This window comes from Streptomyces sp. NPDC054783 (genome assembly GCF_053611725.1).
The window spans coordinates 1-17,613 of the sequence record NZ_JBSHAY010000058.1; the positions used below are offsets into that span (position 1 = coordinate 1).

Sequence of the window (17,613 nt, forward strand, 5' to 3'; positions counted from 1 at the left end):
GCGCTGAACGCCTTCGACATCACCTTCGACGGCCGACTCTCAGCGGCCCGTCAGTAACCCAACCACCCTGCTTACACCGTTCGTTTGACAGACCCACTGGTTCAGGCTCTACCTGTCCAACGACTCGGACGGCCGGTACTTCCTGGTCTGCAACGAGCAGTCCAGCGCCAACACGGTCTATGTCGGCGTCGAGGAGGGTGCCTACGGGCACGCTCTGGAGCTTCAGGACGTCAACACCGGCTGGACGACTTGGGGTACGAACATCAGGTTCAACCCCGGCGGCTGTGAGGAGTTCAACCTCATCGGCTATAACGGCAGGGGGCTCGCGGGATACATCAAGACACCCACCGAGTACAGCACGGGCTGGGTGGACTTCAACTGACCCGACCCCCAGCCTTGTGCTCCTGAGTTGAACGAAGGCCTCTCCGGCACGTTGTGGGGAGGGCGTGCAAAGGCCCCGGCGCCCGCGAAGGGCGGCCGGGGCCTTGTCGTTCTCGGTCGGGTGAACCGTCTCCGGATCGAGAACTTCTCCCCCCGCCCAGCACGTGGTGACGGGCATGGGGCCGATCAACGGGATGCATGTGGCGGAGCCGGGACTGGCTCTGGTGGAGATCGCGGCGGCCGACGACAGGACGGCGTTCGCTCTCCAGGAGGCGGTCGCTGCGCGGCGGACGACCGCGACGGCGGATCGTACGACGCGGGAGCCCGGCGTGCGGCTGCGCTGCTACCTGGACCTGCGTCAGGAAATCGGCTCCTAGGAACCGCCATGCCTGGATAGGGAAGACGAACGACGACCAGGAGCTTCGAGGACGTCCCTCGCGTCAGCCTGCGGCGAAGGCCAGGTCAGGGCTTCCAGGTGAACCCAGTGAGGTCGACATCCCTGGTGACGTGGCCCGCGTGGCGAGCGATCGCCTCGACGATTCCAGAAAGACCCTCGGGGCGAACTCGCTTGGAACATGCGGGCGTTGGAAGCGGCCGGTGCTGTGACCGACGACCAGGCCAAACAGCATGACGCGTCACTGGCGAGCCGGGGGTTCTACCCGTGGCTGCACCTCAATCTCGCTGCGGACTGTCCGGCGCGCCTGTAGCCAGCGCGGCTCTGCTCACCTCGGCCGTCACGGCGCCCGCGTAGCCGCCGCCGTGAAAATGAGCCGAAATGTAGACAGGGGCAACCCGGACCATACCGCCGACGATCGATGTTGAGCCCGCCAAGGCCATCCTCGGCCTGTTGCTCAACCCCCTGCTTCCGCTGGACGAGCGCCTGGGCCGGACCGATTGAGAGCCGCCACGCCGCCGTCCTCCGTCCCGCGCGGACGTCATCCCACGCCTGGACAGCCCAGGTCAGGAGGTGGGACGTCCCAAATACGCGTCCATCCACCGGCCGCAACTATGAACCATGAGCACGGCCGTGGAGCATGAACGCAAGCGACGTCCCGCGCAGGGACTCGATCCGAAGGGGGAAGCATGCGGAAGACGATCAGGCGATGTGTCGGCGCCGCCGGTGCACTCGGTCTCGCGGCCGCACTGATGGGTACGGCGGCCCCGGCTCAAGCGGTGGTGGCGGCGCCTCAAACGGCCTTCCAGCCGATGACCTACCAATCCACCACACTGTGGCTGCCGGACGGCAAGCGCACGGCGACGGTCTGGAGGACCTGGTACCGCAACTCCGACGGCCGCTACCACGGTCACTACGGCTTCACCGCTGCCAGCCGCGGCGTGTCCGTCTACGTGGTCCTTTGGACCAGCGACAAGACCAAGTACCTGCCGACCGAGGGCAAAACGTATTCCTACTCCGACGAGTCCACGGTCCAGCTCTTCGCCTGCGACAACTCCTATCCCAACGACGAGGACTGCACCGCCACCTGGTAGAGGACAAGCCCCCGTCACCCGAAAGGGAAAGGGTGAACGCTTCGATCAGGGAGTCTCACAACGGTGGCATAAGTGCCACCGTCGTGCCATCGCGACCGAGACCGTGCCGCGAAATCTGAGACCCTACACCGGTGTAGGGACTCGCGGCCGGTATCGCAGAGCGCCCTCGTATCCAGCAGCTTCTTCCGCGGTCTCACGTGGTGTCGGACATCGGAGTCTCAACTTCGCTTCGTTGCCCCGGTGGTCCGTGCGGTCATCACCACCGCGCCACAAGCCGACAACGGGATCGCGCAGTTCGTCGTCGCTTACGGCGGCGACGCCAACTTCGTGCATCGCTGCGGTGAGGGACGCCATCTCACGCCCGCGGGCGTGGCCTATCGGGACCTTGGCGACCGCTCGCAGACGGGCAGGTGACCTTCCAGGCCGCGTCGATCATTTGGAAGATCTCGTCCACCGCGGCCTGCGGGTCGGCCGCTTCTCGGGCCCGCGAACAGGCGTCGATCACGAACCCCGCGATCATGCGGCAGGCCGTCGTGCTCTGTGGCAGGTCGGGGACGGCGACGAGGGTCATTGCCAACGACTCCGCGTGGCGCAGCCGCATCGACTGCGCCCTGGAAGCGCATTCTTTCCGTGGTCCTGACCCCGCTTCCGGGGGTCGCGGTCAGGACCGCCGCCACCTTGCTGGTCACCGTCGGCGACGGCACCAGCTTCCCCACCGCCGCTCACCCGGCCTCCTACGCCGGCCTGGCCCCGACGACCAAGTCGTCGGGGACCTCGATCCATGGAACGAACTCCTGGACCGCCCCTTGATCCGCGCTGCCGGCCGTCACCCAGAGCAAGGAACCCCGGGATGACCGGCCGGCAACGGGATCGCGCGGCGACCGGTTGGCCACCCGTAGTTCCATCTGGTCAACAGGTGGCGTCGGTCGGTTCGACCGAGCTCAGGTGCCGGCGGACGTGAGGTACGTCAGGTACACCCCTCCCTCGCAATCAGGCATCTCTTGCAGGGTCCAGCGGCCGTTGACGGTCGCGGAGGAGAAATTCGACTCGGCGTCGTCCTGCTCCACCTCGCCCTCCTTCAGGGCGTATCCGGCCTTGGGGAGTTGCCTGTGCAGGAAGGCCAGCGCGGCGTCGAAACCGCCCCGTACAACCGTGGCAACGACGAGCCGGTCACCGGTGCGGTGCTCCACCGAGGTGACGACTGCGTCGTCGGGCACCGGCAGGGTCGTCGGGAAGTCCTTGGGCAGCGGCAGTGAGGCGGCGGTGGGACAGCCGCCGGACACGGTGTCGGCCGCCTTCGCGTCAGACGGATCTGCTCCTCGCCCGGCCGCATACCGCGCCTGTCTCCCGGGCCCGGCGTGCCTGGCTGTCGTCGAGCATCCGGTGACAGCCGGCAGGCTGAGGAGGACACCTACCAATGCGGCAGCGGGGAGAAAGGACTTCACCTACTGGCCTCCGTTGGGCTTCTTGTGTGCGCCGCGGACCACGGCGTCATATGCGCCGTACAGCGTGTTGCCGGTGGTCTGGCGGGCGATGGAGGCCAGTGCGTCGTAGTTCTGTGCGCCCCCGGTGGCGCAGGCACCGGTGCAGCCGTCGGCGTAGGCGGCGAGGACGCGGCCCTGGTCGTCGAGGGTGACGTCGATGAAGTCCAGGAGATTGCGGTCCTGGCCGCAGGTGGTGCCACTGGTGCAGATCGAGCCCCTCTGTACCGGGTCGGTGGGGGTGGCGTCGACGGTGACCCAGGACTGGCCGCCGTCGTACGTGGTGGCCACGTACAGGTGCCAGACGCCCTTGAAGTTGGCCGTGTCCTGGTAGTTGCCGCCCGTGGTGGTGCCCAGGAAGGCGAAGGCGGCGCGGTCGTCGTCCCCTGCGGTCACGGCCGGGAACACGATGTTCTTGAGGCCGAGAGCCGCGCCGACGTTCTGGTCGTACAGCCACGTCTTGCCCTTGTCGTGGCTGACGGCGATACGCGCGGTGCCGTCGCTGTTCTGGTAGCCCATGTAGACGGTCCCGCCGGCCCCGGTCCCCACGCTCGGGTCGGAGTCACCCGGGGTGCTGGAGGGGTTCTTGCGGACCGTCCACGTGAGCCCGTTGTCCTCCGAGACGGCCACGGCCTGGTTGCCACCGCATCCCTTGTTGGGCACGTACACGGTGCCGTCCGGCGCGACCTTCACGTGCCCGTGCAGGCCGCCACAATCCAGCAGCGAGTACATCGGAACGGCGGGCCCATAGGTCAGGCCGCCGTCCCGACTCACCGCGCAGGAGGCGTCGGCGATGTCCTGCGAGCAGTAGTGGACGGCGTTGGGGTAGGACGTGAGGGCGCCAGGTGCGCCGGGGGCGAAGGGGCCGCCGCCGATGGTCTGGTGGTCCACACCGGAGTTGATGCCGGAGCCGCCCGTCGGCGTCCATGTCTCGCCGTCGTCGTCGGTGTAGCAGGTCAGAGCAGTCTTGCCGGCGAGCTGTGACTCGAAGGTCCGATGGGTGGCAGGGTCGGTGAACAGGATGGGGTCGAGGCTGGTGGTGCTGCCCTGGGGACAGCCGTTGGCCGCGTTCGCGCTCTTGTCCTGCCAGGTGGCGGTGCCGTCGCTGCCGTAGGTGACCTTGAGCGTCGAGGTGTACGCCTGGAACATCGCGGCGCCACTCGCGCGGTCCACGCCTATCGAGGGTTCACCGGCGTTGTGCGCATCCTTGATGGCGTCGGGCGCTGAGGAGTTGGCGTATGTCGGCGGGACGGCCACGCTCGGCGGCGGATCGGCCGGGTAGGCGACCAGGCTCGCGGTGCCGGTGAAGCTGTCGCCGAGGGGTGTGTACGGCACCACGCGCACGGTGTACGACGCCGTCAGCGCCGGAAGCAGCACGGTCTCGGGGTTGCCGGAGGACGCCGAGGCGGCCACCTCACGGCCGTTCGCGTCGAGAACGTAGAGGTCGAAGTCGGCTGCGCCGTCGGGCCACTTGATGTCGATGCGCAGGCTGTGACCAGCGTCGTAGCCCGCAGGCACGGACACCTTCAAGGCGTAGTCGTCGCAGAGTTGCGGATTCCCGCAGCTGACCGTCCCCGCGGTGCCGGAGACGTTCGGGACGACGAACGGACCGGCGCTCCACGTGGCCGTGGGCGCCGTGTCGCTGACCGAGCCCGAGGGCGGAGCGGCGGCGTCGGCCGACACACTCGGCAGGGCACCGGCAACCAGCGCCAGCAACCCCACGGTAATGCGCCACCGCAACCGACGAAGGCGGTGAAGACGTAGCGCGGAGAAGAGAGCCACAAATACCTCGTTGGTTTGTGAGTCGGACGAAGACTGGTGGTACGTGGCAGTACTGATCAGGCCTTCGTCTGCTCTACGGGGAGGTGGGGGGCGTCCGTCGCAAGGAATCCGAAACTCTTTTCGCCCGACACACTGCCGTGCCGGCACCGCGATCCGCTTCGCCGCCGCCACACCAAGGCCTCCCGCCCCAAACGTCCCGGTCGACCGCGCGCCATACGTTCCGTCAGTGAGTTGGTCTTCCTTGGCATCACGGTCGCCGCATCCATCGTGTGGAACATCCTCAAGGAGCACGGGATCAGCACCGCACCCGAGCACACCTGCACGACCTGGGCTACATTCCTACGCTGTCAAGCGCAGGCCATCCGCGCCGCCGGTTTCTTCGCGGCCAAGTCCCTGACCGGGGCGGCCCTGTACGTCCTCGCGATGGTCGAGCACGCCAGCCGGCGCGTGCGGATCCCCGGTGCGACCGCGCACCCGACCGCGGCATGGGTCACCCGACTCGCCCGAAACATGCTCATGGACCTTCAGTACACGGACGCCGGCGTGGCACCCTCGGTGAGCAGGGCAGGTCCCGCGCCGGCCTGGTAGTCGCCGGCCGTGCGACGCAGGACGCCGTCGTCGTCGAACTCCAGCCTCGGCAGCCGTAGAGCGCCACGTCGGCGCGCTCGGCCAGGGCCACGTCGACCTTCTCGAGCATCTCGTCGAGCTGTGTCCCGACTCACAAGCCGGGACGGGCACATCGAAGCGAAGATAAGGACAACGGTTCGATCTCTGTGCGTGCCAGAGGCTGACACCGGAGTCCTGGTGCGCGGTAACGTGCGCGCTCGGCCTGATCATCGCACTGTCCAGGGACTGTTATGCCCGATCCTTTCACGCCGCCGGACGACCGGCCGGCAGCGCCCGTGACCGCCCGTGTGACGGCCGAGTCGCGAGCCGGGTCCTTGAGGCGGCGTCAGTTGCTGTGGTCCGTGCTGCCACCGGGCGTGGTCGCCGTGGCCGGTGCGGTGGCCACCGCGCTGGCCAGTGATGGTCACCTGGGCCAGGCGGATCAGGGGGCGATGTTCGGCGGTGTGGTCCTCATCGGCGCCATGGCGGCAGGAATCGCGGGTGTGCGGGCTTCGGCGGAGGCAAGAGCAGTCACCAAGCACTGGACGGAGCTGTCCCGTGCGGCCGACCGGGACCGTGCCGAGCTGGCCGAGCTGATCCGTACCACAGCCGAGGGCAGAGCCGAACTGGAGTCGCTCTTCCGTCGGCTGAGGGCCGGGGAGCCCCCTGTGCGGCGCCGGCCAGAACTGCCCCCGCAGACCGGCCCGGACGAACTCTCCCGACTCGGATTCGAGATCGCCGCGGCCCGGAACGAGGCGGAGACAGCCCTGCTGGAGACCGCCGCCGGTGCGCTCGGTGCGGAACACAGTGCCCGGCTGGAGCAGTTCGAGGTGTTCGCCAACCTGGCGCGTCGGCTCGAGTCCCTGGTGCACCGCGAGATCGGACTGCTGGACAGCCTGGAGAACGAGGTCGAGGACCCCGACCTGCTCAAGGGGCTGTTCCGGGTGGACCATCTCTCCACCCGGATCCGCCGCTACGCCGAGAACCTGGCCGTGCTCGGCGGCGCGAACACCCACCGCCAGTGGACCCGTCCCGTCGGCCTGACCGACGTGCTACGTTCCGCCGTCGCCGAGATCGACCAGTATGCCCGGGTCAAGCTGGTCCCGCCCATCGATGGAACGGTCAGCGGCCACGCCGTGGTCGACGTCGTCCATTTGCTGGCCGAGCTGCTCGAGAACGCGACGGTCTTCTCACCGCCCCAGACCACCGTGCACGTGCGGGTCGAGCCCGTCGCTGCCGGGGTGGCGATCGAGGTCGAAGACCGAGGGCTGGGCATGTCCCCAGCCGAGCGCAACCAAATGAACACGGTGTTGGGTGCACCCGACAAGGTCGCCCTCGGCGAGCTGCTGCAGGACGGCCGGATTGGCCTGTACGTGGTCTCGGTCCTGGCCCAGCGACATGACATCGCCGTGCAGTTGCAGAGCAACGTATACGGCGGTACTCAGGCCGTCATGGTGTTGCCCACGGCACTGCTCGGCCCGCAGCCGGCAGCTCCCGCGCCCGAGCACCCCGCTGTCGCGACCCCTGACGCGGTGCCGCAAGACCCGGTGGAGCCCGAGGCGACGGACCCCCCGGCAACAGTGATGACCGTCGTCGCGGATCCGCGCGTGTCCGATTCCGAACCCCAGCCCGCCCCGATGCCCTCCGATGGCGAGGACGACCGTCCACGGCTGCCTCAGCGCCGCCGGGACCACGTCGCCGAACAGTCGCACCTGCTCCCCAGCGCCAGTACTTCCGAGGACATCGCACACGACCCGGGCTTGATGGCCGCGTTCCAGACCGGACTGCGCAGGGCCGAGGAAGCGGAGACGCCCTGACACCCGAGGGCCGCCCCGAAGGCCCGGGGCCCCGTCCAGCAAGCCATTTCCTTCTGCCGAAGAGGAGTACACGATCGTGGCGAGCGAAGACCTTTCCTGGCTGTTGACAGGTCTGGTGAACCGGGTGCCGCACACCCGAAGCGCCTTGTTGCTGTCCTCGGACGGACTGGTGAAGGCAGCGGAGGGGCTCGACGCGGACGCCGCTGACCAGTTGGCCGCGCTCGCCAGTGGGCTGTACTCATTGGCGCGCAGCGCGGGCCGGCACTTCGACGACGGAGGCGACGTGCGACAGATAGTGACGGAGCTCAGCACCTCGCTGCTGTTCGTCTCGGCCGCCGGGCACGGCGCGGTGCTGGCGGTGCTGGCCGGACGCGAGGCGGACGCGGCGGTGCTGGGCTACGAGATGGGCATGATGGTGAAGAGCGTGCGCCCGCACCTGGCCACGCCGCCCCGGCACCCGGTGGGGTAACCGATGGCGCCGGTCCTCCCCGACGGACCGCTGATCAACGAAGCGGTCGGGCGGCTGGTCCGTCCCTACACCCTGAGCGACGGCCGGACCAGGGCCACGTCCCACTTCACGCTCGTGACCGTGGTGCGGGCCACGGGTGTCCAGACGCAGGGCGCCTTCGGCCTGGAGCATGCGCAGGTGCTGGCGCTCTGCGAGAGCCCTGTGAGCGTCGCCGAGGTCGCGGCCCGGATGCAGGTGCCGGCCGCCGTGGTCAAGGTGCTGCTGTCCGATCTGGCTGAGGGAGGCGCGGTGGTCGCAGGTGACGCGCCCCCGCCGTCCCCGGGCCACTACGCACGACCTGATCGAGACCTCCTGGAAGCGGTGCGCGATGCCCTCCTCAAACGACTGTGACCCGCTGCCCGCCGAAGTCCTGCCGGTGGGAATCAAGGTGCTCATCGCCGGCGGGTTCGGCGTGGGAAAGACCACCTTCGTCAACACGCTCAGCGAGATCGAGCCGCTGAGCACCGAGGAGATGCTGACCGCCGTCAGCGCGGCCACGGACCGACTGGACGGAGTGGAGAACAAGGCCACCACCACGGTGGCCCTGGACTTCGGCCGGATCACGCTCAGTCCGTCCCATGTCCTGTACTTGTTCGGCACGCCCGGACAGGAGCGCTTCTGGTTCATGTGGGACGAACTCTCCGAGGGGGCGCTCGGGGCGGTGGTCCTCGCCGACACCCGCAGGCTGGAGCACTCCTTCGCGGCGGTGGACTTCTTCGAGCGGCGCGGCATCCCCTTCGTCGTCGCCGTCAACGAGTTCGACGGCGCGCACCGCTACCACGCGGAGGAGGTGCGGACCGCGCTCGACCTCAGGCAGGAGGTGCCGGTGGCGCTGTGCGACGCCCGCGTCCAGAGCTCGGGCATCCGCGTGCTGCTCGAACTGATCCAGCACCTGATCACGACAAGGAGTTCCCATGGCAGCGACACCGCCCCACCCCTCCTCCGGGCCTGAGTCCGGGATCGCCGTGCGCCATCTACTCCTCCCCCCGGAGGACCCACAGGTGCGTACCCGATCCGAGCGGCTGCGCGCGCTGGGTATCGAAGCCCGTCCGGATACGGAACTCGACGCCTTCGCACGGGAGCTGGCGCGGCGCACCGGCGGCTGCTACGCCGGGGTCAATTTCTTCCTCGACGCCGACCGCCAGTACTTCGCAGGGTTGTACAGCGCCGCACAGGACACCACGGCGCACGTGGGACCGCCGTTGCTGGAGGACCCGGTGCCCGGCCGCGTCATGCCCCGCGACATCGACATGGGCATCTGCCCGCACGTGGTCAAGCGTCGCCGGGCGCTGGTGCTGGAGGACATCCGGGATTTCCCCCGGTTCGCCGGGAACCCGGTGGTCGACGCGATCGGCGTCCACTCCTACCTGGGCGCACCGCTGATAGACAGCACCGACGTGGTGCTCGGCACCATCTGCGTGGTCGACCAGGACCCGCAACCATGGGGGCGTAAGGGGCTGGAAACCATCAAGGCCATGGCTGCGGAACTGGTCCAACGGCTCGAGGAGTCGGCGCGCCGTCGCATCTGACCAGCGCTGCCGGACCCGCAAAAACCCATCCATGCTCTGTGAGCTGCAGGTTCTGGGGAACGGCCGTCGACAAGCGGGCGGGCGGGTCAGACACCCTATGTCGTTTGATGTCAAGCGACGTGGGGGGCGTGGTGTGGCCAGGCGGTCGCTTCGTCGTGGAGGGTTCGGGTCTTGAGCATCCCTGGAGAATGCCGCCGAATTGTTTGTTTCGCAGGGACTGCGGGGCTCTGGGGCCAAGTGGGCTCACGACAAGCACAGGACGGCGAAGCGGGTCCGTGATCCGCACCAGGCGCCAGGCGCAAGCCGCCGGTTGCCGGCGCAGGGGCGACGTACCTGAGTGTGCTCCGGGCGGGCACTCAGCGGCGGGTGTCCTCCCCTGTGCGGTACGAGTGTGTGTGGATGCTGTGGCGCCAGTCGTTCACGAAGTGCCGGTGGCCGAGCTCGCCGGAGTGGACGAACATCGCCAACTGGTCTTCGATCCAGGGGTCGAATGCCAGCAGTTGGTCTTCGATCCAGGGGTCGAATGCCAGCAGTTGGTCTTCCGCCCAGGGGTCGAAGTGGCCACTCGGCATCCGGTACGTGCCAGTGTGACCGTGGCCGTCGTCATACAGGCTGCCGTAGTCCTGCTCACCGCGGTCGTGGAGCCGGTGACCGTACGCGGGGGCGCCACGGTCGTGATGTATGCCATGGAGGTGGATGGCCTTCGCGTCCGCGGTCAGGACGGTCTGGGCGGGGGTGGGTCCGCTGTCCCGCGAAGTGGCCGCAGTCGCGGAGCCGCCGGTGGCGAGGAGAGTGCCTCCGGCGAGTGCCGCGGAAACGCTTACGGTCGCGATACGCCGCATGAGCTTCTTCATGATCTTTCCTCCTTGCACTGCCGGCCGCTCCGTGCCTGCTGACGGCCGACGCCCCCGTTGTCTTGGCCCTGGCAAAGCTACGCGCCCACACATAGTTGAACAATAAACTTGATGCGTGAACCAAATCACCTGAATAGCCCGGAATACACGGGAGCGACAAACCAATGGCGACCGCCAGGTGACCCGCCCCCCGGCCCCACCTGTCCGCCTGACGGCAAGACGGGAGACGTTGGGCACATCACATAACAAAAGGGGCAAAGCGTGCCAGTATCGGGTCATGCAAGTTTCAACAATCTGGCCGTTGCGTGCCCTCGTGACTGCAACCGGAGCGGCGGGTGCCTGTCCCGCCGACCACACCGGCCTCAGGCGAGCCGGCTATGTGGTGCACGGCCTGAAGACCCTGACGGCGGCGCTGCTCGCCTGGGGAGTCGTGGCTCCGTGGTCCCCCGGGGGCCGCCCGTATCTGGCCGTCGCCACGGCGCTGATCATGGCCAATGGTCCCACGGTGTATCGTTCCGTGATAAAGGCGGTACAAAGCGTGGTCGCCAGGTTGGCTGGACTGACCCTCGCCCTCGTGACCGCCTGGCTGATGGGATCGACCGCGGGAAGTGTCGCGGCCATTGCCGTGATCGCCGTGGTGGTTGGACCTCATCGCGCCGTTGACGATCGTCTTCAGATCGCCTCGACTGCGGTCGTCGCCTTGGCCGCCACAACAGCGGCACCGGTGGGCGGTCTGGTGTTGCCCGCGGCCCAGACCCTGACGGGTGCGCTGGTGGGCATCGTCGTGAACGCCCTCGTGCTGCCCCCGCTCTACCTCGATGAATCCGACTCTGCGGTGCGCAGCCTCGCCCGGGCCATGGGAACGCTGCTGCGCGAGATGGGCGCCGGACTGGCCGAGCGGCAGCTGGCGGCGAGGGCGCGCATATGGCTGCACCAGGCGCGCGACCTGGAGAAAAACCTGGTGGACGCGGAGGAGCAGGTGCGGCAGGCGGACGAGAGCCTGCGTTGGAACACCCGGTGCACTGCACATGCACGGCGCAAGGACGTGACCTACGGCGAGGCGTTCAGAACTCTCCGCGGAGTGTTTCTCCAGGTACGCGGAATCGCGCGGACGCTGGCCGACAACGCGCACGACGACCACACCGATCACCATCTGGACCACCAGTTCCTGGACCGGTACTCCGAAACGCTGAAGTTGGCGGGAACGGCGGTCGAAGAGTTCGCCGAACCGCGCCCGGCGACCGGCACACCGGACGCAGCCTCCCGGGAGCGACTTCGCGGAGCGATCAACGGCGCCCTGACATGGCATGAGACCATGACCGAGCTCATCGGCGGAGGCACCCTCGCCAAACCGGGCGCGTGGCACATCTACGGCTCCCTGATGACAGACGTGGAGAGGCTACTGCTCGACCTGGACCACGCAGACACAACCTGAGCGCTTGGCCCGCGAGAACAGCTCCTGGGCGTATCGGCGCATCCACGGCGCACTCGCCGCCCTCGGCATCAAGGTCGCACCCTCGACGGTGTGGGAGATCCTGAAGCGGCAAGGTATCGAGCCGGTGCCCGAACGCGATCGTCAGACCTGGGCCGCGTTCCTGCGCGGCCAGGCCCACGCGATCCTGGCCTGTGACTTCTTCACCGCCACCAGGCTGAACGGTGCGAGCGTGTACGTCTTCGCGGTCATCGAGCACGTCAACCGCCGCATCCGCGTCCTCGGCGCGACCGCCCGTCCCACCGCGGACTGGGTGACCCGGACTGCGAGGAACCTGGTCACGGACCTCCAGGGCTCCGGCGCCACCGTCACGCACCTCATCAGGGACCGCGACAGCAAGTACACCCGTGCGTTCGACGCCGTCTTTGAGGCCGAGGGCATCGAGATCGTCGCCACCGGTATCGCGTTTTCCGCATGAACTCGATCATGGAACGCCAGGTGCAGACCTGCAGACATGAACTCCTCGACCGCACCTTGATGTGGAACCTGCCCCATTTGCTCCACGCGCTCACCGAGTTCGAGTGGTTCTACAACCAGCATCGGCCGCACCACACCCTGCACAGCGCGGCACCTCTGCGGACAGCTCCCGAACCGATCACCGAACCCGGCCGACTCCATCGGCTGGACATCCATCGACGTGATCGTCTCGGCGGCATCCTCCACGAGTACGCACATACCACCTGATCAGCGCGGACGTAATAATCGGCACCCGCGGGTCAGATCTGCCAGGAGTTCCTGGTCTTGGGTTCTGCGTGGATGGTTCCGGTTCATGCCGGCGTTCTCGCCCACGCGAGGAGCCGGGCCCACCAGCTCTCCCTCGACCGGTCCGGTGAATTGCCTGGGCGCCGAGGAACGCGTGTCTGTCGCGGCGATCCGTCCGGTGGGACCGGCACCGGTCCCGAGCGGGTCGTCGTTTCCGTCGTGCTTGCATGCCTGCGTTCCGCCGACTCACACATGCACCGCTGAGGTGGTGGCACGTCGGCGAGTACTTGGTCCACATGCCTCCCGCAGCCCTCGTAGGTCATCTTCCGGCACGACCGGCAGACGGCGCGTTGGCACATGATTTCCCTCCATCAACGTCGTCATTTTACGACCTGCAATATCAACAGTTTCGTCACAGCCGAAATTCACAATTGCGCCACAACCAACGCCTGTATGTGCACTGTCTCCATGGATGACTGACTCGCCGTCAGTGTGACGGGCGGTCCTGAAACCCAGTCACGATAGGCATGGCCTCACTTGCGGCCGTGAATATCCAGACATGGGAGACAAATGCACGTAAGTATGGTGTGGCATGTTTCACTCAACGATGTCAAGCCGTCACGTTCAGAAACCTCGTTCAGGTTGCTTGGGACACCGAAACGGTGGTTCCATCACGCCCAGTCGAAGAATGAAGGCGCAGCTCCGTATTGTGACAGGCCATCATCGCGTCGCTTTGAGATCGTCGATCAGGCGGGGCGAGGGCAGGACTTCGAGAACGGCGACCGCCCTCATCGAAGGGGTGGTGTGCGCCGTCGGAAGGGAGCAACGTGGGTTGCTCGCATGCCGTAGGGTGCCCCCTTTTCCCGCTGCTCAGGGGGAGCTTGCAAGGTTGGCGCAACTACTACTGCGACAGCGAGGATCAGTGGCTCGGATGTGCGCGCTACCAGGTGTCACTCACTGGCGAGCGCGTGCCGATCAGCCTGCTGCCGAACGGAGCCCGCGCGCGGCACCTCGAAGACGCGGTGTCCGACAGGGACCGGTCCGGCGCCGCCAACCCGGAGCAGAGACCCCAGCAGGCCCCGGCACCACAGCACGATCCGTGGTCACCGGAGAGCAGGTCTTGGCCGCAGCCGGCGCCCGCCCAGCCACCTGAGCCGTCTGAACCCGTGGCCCAGGCGCCGGAGACCGTGGCTCAGTTCGGGGCGGCATCTCCGACGACACCGGTCTCGCATTACCGACCGTCACCATCGCCGCAGTTTCCCCAGCCTTCAGACCGTCCATCTCGACACGCGGGGCATGGGCCCAGCTCGAAGCGCGGTTGGTGGGCTCGATTCACCGAATGGATGGGAGGCCCCGCATGAGTAGCAGCTACTGGCCCTGGTGGGCCGGCGCTGCCGGGCTCGCTCTGATCACCATCAACTACGCCCTCACCACCGATCGGTCTTTCGGGGTGTCGTCCGCGTGGGATCGCGTGTTGCACTGGCGCAGGGAGCGCCGCCTCGAGCGGATGGACGAGGAGTTCACCGACGAGCGTGCCCTCGCTGACGCCCTCGCCGCAGCTACGGCGGAGCACTTCGGCACCAACCCCGGCGCGTACACCTTGCCCCCGGCTCCGTCCGGGACGTCACAGCTGCTCGAAACGGACATCGAACCGGCGGAGAGTGAGAACGCCTCGGTCACAGGCCCGAGTCCGGCCCCGCTGGTCACCCAGGCTGCCTTGCTGGTATCGATTTTCCTCGGCGGATTGATCGCCGCGGTCACCTCCGGACGGTTCCATCTCCGCTTCGACATGGGCCCGGGATTCCGGAACCTGGTGACCGCCGATCCGATCACCATGACCGTACTGCTGTTCGTCGGAGGCGTGCTGGTCGGCTTCGGCACTCGGCTGGCCGGTGGGTGCAGCTCCGGCCACGGACTCAACGGCTGCGGCCGTCTACGCCCGGTCAGCCTCGTTGCGACCGCCGTGTTCTTCGGCACCGCCGTCGCGGTGTCGTTCCTGTTGTGGAAGGTGATCTGATGCGTACTCGGGGCGCACTCCTGCTGGCCAACATCATCACCGGACTGACGCTCGGCTACACCGTCTCCAACATCGGCTTCGGCGACTACGCCGAGCTGAACCGCATGTTCACCTTCCAGGACCCGCGTATGCTCCTCTCCTTCGCGGGCGCCGTGGCGATCATCGTGTGCGCATTCGCTCTGCTACGGGTCCGCCGCACTCCGGGACGTATCCACGCCGGTGTTGTCCCCGGCGCCGTGCTTTTCGGTACGGGCTGGGCGATCTCCGGGGGGTGTCCGGCAATCCCGATCGTCCAGGTCGCCAGCGGATACCTGCCCGCTCTGGTCACCATCCTCGGTGTCACCGTCGGTATCCGGCTGTGCCGTTGGGCCAATGCCCGATACTTCCACCTCGACCGCGGCTCCTGCGGGCTGTAACAAGGACGCCGACCGACACACCGAGGAAGCGGCCCTCGGCCGGAGTTGCTGCGGCTGGTCAGCCGGCGGTCTCGGGCTGTAGTGGCGGAAGTAGTTGTAGTGCAGGCCGCCGGTCTCGGGGTCGACGTACTGGCCGGGGAAGCGCAGTGGGGTGTCGGCGAGGGCATCGGCGTTCGGGGCTCGGCGGCCTGCGGAAGCCGATCAGCCTTCAGCAGGGCTCTCCATCCCGCTTCATGCGATCCCGCGGAGGCCGGACTTCACCCTTGACCGCCTATGTGCCGGGGTTAGCATCGCCCGGTGGGTTCACTGATTCGGGGAGCCAGCCTGCGCGGGTTCGCGCGCCTCGTAGAGGAACTCGGCGGCGACCCCGGGGAGTTCATGGGGCGGTTCGCGATCCCTTCGGAGGCGCTCACCTCCGAGGAGGGGCTCCTCCCGATCACCAGCCACGACCTGATGCTCGACGCGGTTGCCCGCGATCTTCGATGCCCTGATTTCGGCCTCCGCCTGGCCTGTGGCCAGGATCTCAGCGTCCTCGGCCGGCTGGCGCTGGCCATCCAGGCTTCGTCGACGGTGGCGCAGGCGCTGGAGTGCGCGTCGCGGTTCATGTTCGTGCACAGTCCGGCGCTGAGCGTCGGTGTGGAACCGGATCCGCGGGGGTGCCGTGAGGTGGTCGCGCTGACCTATCGGAAGGATCTGCGCGAGTCGCCGTACTCCCCGCAGGCCATGGAACTCGGGCTCGGCCTCTTTCATCGGGTGGCGGTGGCTCTGGTCGGCAGCGTGACTGGTCTTCGGTCGGTGGAGGTGTCGCACCAGCCCCTGTCGCCGGTGTCGCGGTACACCGAGTTCTTCGGCGTGGATGTGAAGTTCGGCTGCCCGACCGCTGCGCTGCGCGTGGAGCGACGGCTGCTCGACGAGGAGTTCCGCAGCGCGGACGCGGCGATCCGCCGATTCGCCGTCGACTACCTGGCCAGTCACCACACCGATCCGGAGCGCTTGGTCTCCACGCACGTCCGGCGGGCCCTGGCCGGGAGTATCGGCACCACCCCAGCGGCGATCGGTCATGTCGCGCGGCTCCTCGCGATGCATCCCCGCACGCTGCAACGGCGGCTCGCCGCGGAGTCGATCAGCTTCGCCGAGATCCTTGAGGACGTACGACGGGATCTCGCGCTGCGCTACATCACCACCACCGAACTGCCTCTGGGGCAGGTGGCCGCGATGGCGGGCTTCGCCGACCAGTCCGGCCTCAGCCACGCCGTACGACGGTGGCGCGGCGCGAGTCCGAGCGAGGTGCGACGCCGGGCGCGTGGCACGTCCTGAGATTGTCGTACTGGAACAAATCCTGCCTGGCTCGGGAGGGCATTCTGCTGGCCCGACGACGAGAGCGAGGAGTTGCCCATGGCGACAGCCGGCACCGGCCACCTGACCGGGATCGGTGCGCGACCGGTCCCCGAGTTCGACGGTGTCCACGACGTATGGCCGCGCGGCGAACGGCTGCGGGCGGTCCGCGAGGCCGCTGCGGCGTACAAAAAGCGCTTCAAGGCCCAGGGCGAGGTGCGCGCGGTGAAGTCGGTCGACATCGCCGCGGCGCCGTACCCGGTGAAGTACGCCTTTCACAACGCCGTTTCGGTGCCGACGCTCCCGCTGATCTCAATGATCAACCGCATGATCGTCGTGCAGTACGACGACTTCGACGGCCGGGCACGCACGCTGGTCTTCGAGCCGACGGTGCCGGACGGCTCCGCGCAGGCGCCGTTCTACCGCAACCTGCAGAAGCTGACGGACAAGGTCCCCGGCGGCAAGCTGCTCGAGCGGATGGTTCTGAGGTACTACGCAGAGCCCGGCGACGTCCTGCGTCGGCTGGGGCTGACCCCGGACGACATCGACTTCTGCACTTTCGACCACCTGCATGTGCAGGACCCGCGGATGATCCTGGGCTCCACCGAGGTCATCGAGGACGAGTCGGCCGCACGGAGGCCGCTGTTCGGCGGGGCAAGGATGCTCGTGCACAACCGCGAGCTGGCAACTCTGCAGTCCCTGCACCCGATGCAGTGGGCGTGGTACGTCGACGGCGGGCTGGACGGCGTCGCCCCGGAGAAGTTCGTCACCTTCGACGGGGACATCGAGCTAGGTCCCGGCGTCGCGTTGCTGTGGACCCCCGGGCACACCGACGGCAACCACTCGCTGGTGCTCAACACCTCGGATGGGGTGTGGGTGTCCTCGGAGAACGGTATCTCGCTGGACAACTGGCAGCCGGAGCTGTCCCGGATCCCCGGCGTGCGGCGCTACCACGATGTCTTCGGTCGCGAAATCTGCCCCAACGCCAACACGCTGGAGGACTCGCTGGACCAGTACGACTCGATGGTCAAGGAGAAGACCCTCGCCGACCGGTGCAAGGCGGATCCGCGCTGGCTGCAGATCCTGCCCTCGACCGAGCTGGCCCCGTGGAAGCGGTTCTGGCCGGTGGTGCCCACCTATGTCCACGGCGGGATCGCCTACGGCGAGATCAAGAGTGGTCGGCGATGAACCGCTCGTCCGCCGGC

Annotated in this window: 17 protein-coding genes and 3 pseudogenes; 16 read left to right on the forward strand and 4 right to left on the reverse strand. The window is 67.7% G+C overall.

Features of this window, described 5'->3' with window-relative positions:
- Positions 1–557: 557 nt before the first annotated feature.
- The 3 genes from ACWGJ5_RS44045 to ACWGJ5_RS44055 all read left to right on the forward strand — a co-directional run bounded on the left by ACWGJ5_RS44045 (position 558) and on the right by ACWGJ5_RS44055 (position 2,283).
- Complete coding sequence (locus ACWGJ5_RS44045) at positions 558–758, forward strand: DUF6207 family protein (protein WP_453315235.1); 201 nt, start codon at positions 558–560, stop codon at positions 756–758.
- 706 nt (positions 759–1,464) lie between these two features.
- A complete protein-coding gene (locus ACWGJ5_RS44050; protein WP_453315236.1) occupies positions 1,465–1,869 on the forward strand; it encodes a hypothetical protein in 405 nt (134 codons plus the stop codon).
- Positions 1,870–2,109: 240 nt separating this feature from the next.
- The gene (locus ACWGJ5_RS44055; RefSeq protein ID WP_453315237.1) at positions 2,110–2,283 is read left to right on the forward strand and encodes a hypothetical protein; all 174 of its coding nucleotides are present in this window, start codon (positions 2,110–2,112) and stop codon (positions 2,281–2,283) included.
- Here ACWGJ5_RS44055 and ACWGJ5_RS44060 read toward each other — a convergent pair.
- Positions 2,225–2,476 (reverse strand): annotated as a pseudogene (locus tag ACWGJ5_RS44060) (TetR/AcrR family transcriptional regulator); the annotation flags it as partial. The gene ACWGJ5_RS44055 and the pseudogene ACWGJ5_RS44060 overlap by 59 nt on opposite strands.
- Between ACWGJ5_RS44060 and ACWGJ5_RS44065 the strand changes: the two are divergent.
- Positions 2,475–2,664, forward strand: a pseudogene (locus ACWGJ5_RS44065) (transposase); the annotation flags it as partial. The pseudogenes ACWGJ5_RS44060 and ACWGJ5_RS44065 overlap by 2 nt on opposite strands.
- A gap of 146 nt (positions 2,665–2,810) precedes the next feature.
- Here ACWGJ5_RS44065 and ACWGJ5_RS44070 read toward each other — a convergent pair.
- Both ACWGJ5_RS44070 and ACWGJ5_RS44075 read right to left on the reverse strand, forming a co-directional pair.
- Positions 2,811–3,152, reverse strand: coding sequence for a hypothetical protein (locus ACWGJ5_RS44070; RefSeq protein WP_453315238.1), 342 nt, complete (start codon positions 3,150–3,152; stop codon positions 2,811–2,813).
- A 162-nt stretch (positions 3,153–3,314) separates the two neighbouring features.
- Complete coding sequence (locus ACWGJ5_RS44075; protein ID WP_453315239.1) at positions 3,315–5,033, reverse strand: sialidase family protein; 1,719 nt, start codon at positions 5,031–5,033, stop codon at positions 3,315–3,317.
- Between the two features lie 330 nt (positions 5,034–5,363).
- Between ACWGJ5_RS44075 and ACWGJ5_RS44080 the strand changes: the two genes are divergently transcribed.
- The 6 genes from ACWGJ5_RS44080 to ACWGJ5_RS44105 all read left to right on the forward strand — a co-directional run bounded on the left by ACWGJ5_RS44080 (position 5,364) and on the right by ACWGJ5_RS44105 (position 9,592).
- A complete protein-coding gene (locus ACWGJ5_RS44080) occupies positions 5,364–5,720 on the forward strand; it encodes a hypothetical protein (protein ID WP_453315240.1) in 357 nt (118 codons plus the stop codon).
- 368 nt (positions 5,721–6,088) lie between these two features.
- The gene (locus ACWGJ5_RS44085; RefSeq protein ID WP_453315241.1) at positions 6,089–7,555 is read left to right on the forward strand and encodes a sensor histidine kinase; all 1,467 of its coding nucleotides are present in this window, start codon (positions 6,089–6,091) and stop codon (positions 7,553–7,555) included.
- A gap of 76 nt (positions 7,556–7,631) precedes the next feature.
- Positions 7,632–8,024: a roadblock/LC7 domain-containing protein gene (locus tag ACWGJ5_RS44090; protein ID WP_351622988.1), complete on the forward strand. Its 393-nt coding sequence runs from the start codon at positions 7,632–7,634 to the stop codon at positions 8,022–8,024.
- Positions 8,025–8,027: 3 nt separating this feature from the next.
- Entirely contained in the window at positions 8,028–8,414 is a 387-nt protein-coding gene (locus ACWGJ5_RS44095) for a DUF742 domain-containing protein (protein WP_453315242.1), read from the forward strand.
- Positions 8,392–9,015: a GTP-binding protein gene (locus ACWGJ5_RS44100; RefSeq protein ID WP_453315243.1), complete on the forward strand. Its 624-nt coding sequence runs from the start codon at positions 8,392–8,394 to the stop codon at positions 9,013–9,015. The genes ACWGJ5_RS44095 and ACWGJ5_RS44100 overlap by 23 nt, the downstream gene beginning before the upstream one ends.
- Complete coding sequence (locus ACWGJ5_RS44105; RefSeq protein ID WP_453315244.1) at positions 8,978–9,592, forward strand: GAF domain-containing protein; 615 nt, start codon at positions 8,978–8,980, stop codon at positions 9,590–9,592. The genes ACWGJ5_RS44100 and ACWGJ5_RS44105 overlap by 38 nt, the downstream gene beginning before the upstream one ends.
- 356 nt (positions 9,593–9,948) lie before the next feature.
- Here ACWGJ5_RS44105 and ACWGJ5_RS44110 read toward each other — a convergent pair whose 3' ends face one another.
- A complete protein-coding gene (locus tag ACWGJ5_RS44110; RefSeq protein WP_453315245.1) occupies positions 9,949–10,446 on the reverse strand; it encodes a hypothetical protein in 498 nt (165 codons plus the stop codon).
- A gap of 379 nt (positions 10,447–10,825) precedes the next feature.
- On the opposite strand from ACWGJ5_RS44110, the gene ACWGJ5_RS44115 reads away from it, so the two are divergent.
- From ACWGJ5_RS44115 to ACWGJ5_RS44140, 6 genes and pseudogenes are all read left to right on the forward strand, one after another.
- The gene (locus ACWGJ5_RS44115) at positions 10,826–11,881 is read left to right on the forward strand and encodes a hypothetical protein (RefSeq protein WP_453315246.1); all 1,056 of its coding nucleotides are present in this window, start codon (positions 10,826–10,828) and stop codon (positions 11,879–11,881) included.
- Between the two features lies 1 nt (position 11,882).
- A pseudogene (locus ACWGJ5_RS44120) lies at positions 11,883–12,622 on the forward strand (integrase core domain-containing protein); the annotation flags it as partial.
- 1,375 nt (positions 12,623–13,997) lie between these two features.
- Positions 13,998–14,657: a YeeE/YedE family protein gene (locus tag ACWGJ5_RS44125; RefSeq protein ID WP_453315247.1), complete on the forward strand. Its 660-nt coding sequence runs from the start codon at positions 13,998–14,000 to the stop codon at positions 14,655–14,657.
- Positions 14,657–15,073, forward strand: coding sequence for a YeeE/YedE thiosulfate transporter family protein (locus tag ACWGJ5_RS44130; RefSeq protein WP_453315248.1), 417 nt, complete (start codon positions 14,657–14,659; stop codon positions 15,071–15,073). The genes ACWGJ5_RS44125 and ACWGJ5_RS44130 overlap by 1 nt, the downstream gene beginning before the upstream one ends.
- Before the next feature lie 297 nt (positions 15,074–15,370).
- Positions 15,371–16,390: an AraC family transcriptional regulator ligand-binding domain-containing protein gene (locus ACWGJ5_RS44135; RefSeq protein ID WP_453315249.1), complete on the forward strand. Its 1,020-nt coding sequence runs from the start codon at positions 15,371–15,373 to the stop codon at positions 16,388–16,390.
- A gap of 78 nt (positions 16,391–16,468) precedes the next feature.
- Positions 16,469–17,596, forward strand: coding sequence for a hypothetical protein (locus ACWGJ5_RS44140; RefSeq protein WP_453315250.1), 1,128 nt, complete (start codon positions 16,469–16,471; stop codon positions 17,594–17,596).
- Positions 17,597–17,613 lie beyond the last annotated feature (17 nt).

Coding starts and splice junctions, on each gene's coding strand:
- ACWGJ5_RS44045 (WP_453315235.1), top strand. CDS start 558: ATGGGGCCGATCAACGGGATGCATGTGGCGGAGCCGGGACTGGCTCTG.
- ACWGJ5_RS44050 (WP_453315236.1), top strand. CDS start 1,465: ATGCGGAAGACGATCAGGCGATGTGTCGGCGCCGCCGGTGCACTCGGT.
- ACWGJ5_RS44095 (WP_453315242.1), top strand. CDS start 8,028: ATGGCGCCGGTCCTCCCCGACGGACCGCTGATCAACGAAGCGGTCGGG.
- ACWGJ5_RS44100 (WP_453315243.1), top strand. CDS start 8,392: ATGCCCTCCTCAAACGACTGTGACCCGCTGCCCGCCGAAGTCCTGCCG.
- ACWGJ5_RS44105 (WP_453315244.1), top strand. CDS start 8,978: ATGGCAGCGACACCGCCCCACCCCTCCTCCGGGCCTGAGTCCGGGATC.
- ACWGJ5_RS44110 (WP_453315245.1), bottom strand. CDS start 10,446: ATGAAGAAGCTCATGCGGCGTATCGCGACCGTAAGCGTTTCCGCGGCA.
- ACWGJ5_RS44125 (WP_453315247.1), top strand. CDS start 13,998: ATGAGTAGCAGCTACTGGCCCTGGTGGGCCGGCGCTGCCGGGCTCGCT.
- ACWGJ5_RS44130 (WP_453315248.1), top strand. CDS start 14,657: ATGCGTACTCGGGGCGCACTCCTGCTGGCCAACATCATCACCGGACTG.
- ACWGJ5_RS44140 (WP_453315250.1), top strand. CDS start 16,469: ATGGCGACAGCCGGCACCGGCCACCTGACCGGGATCGGTGCGCGACCG.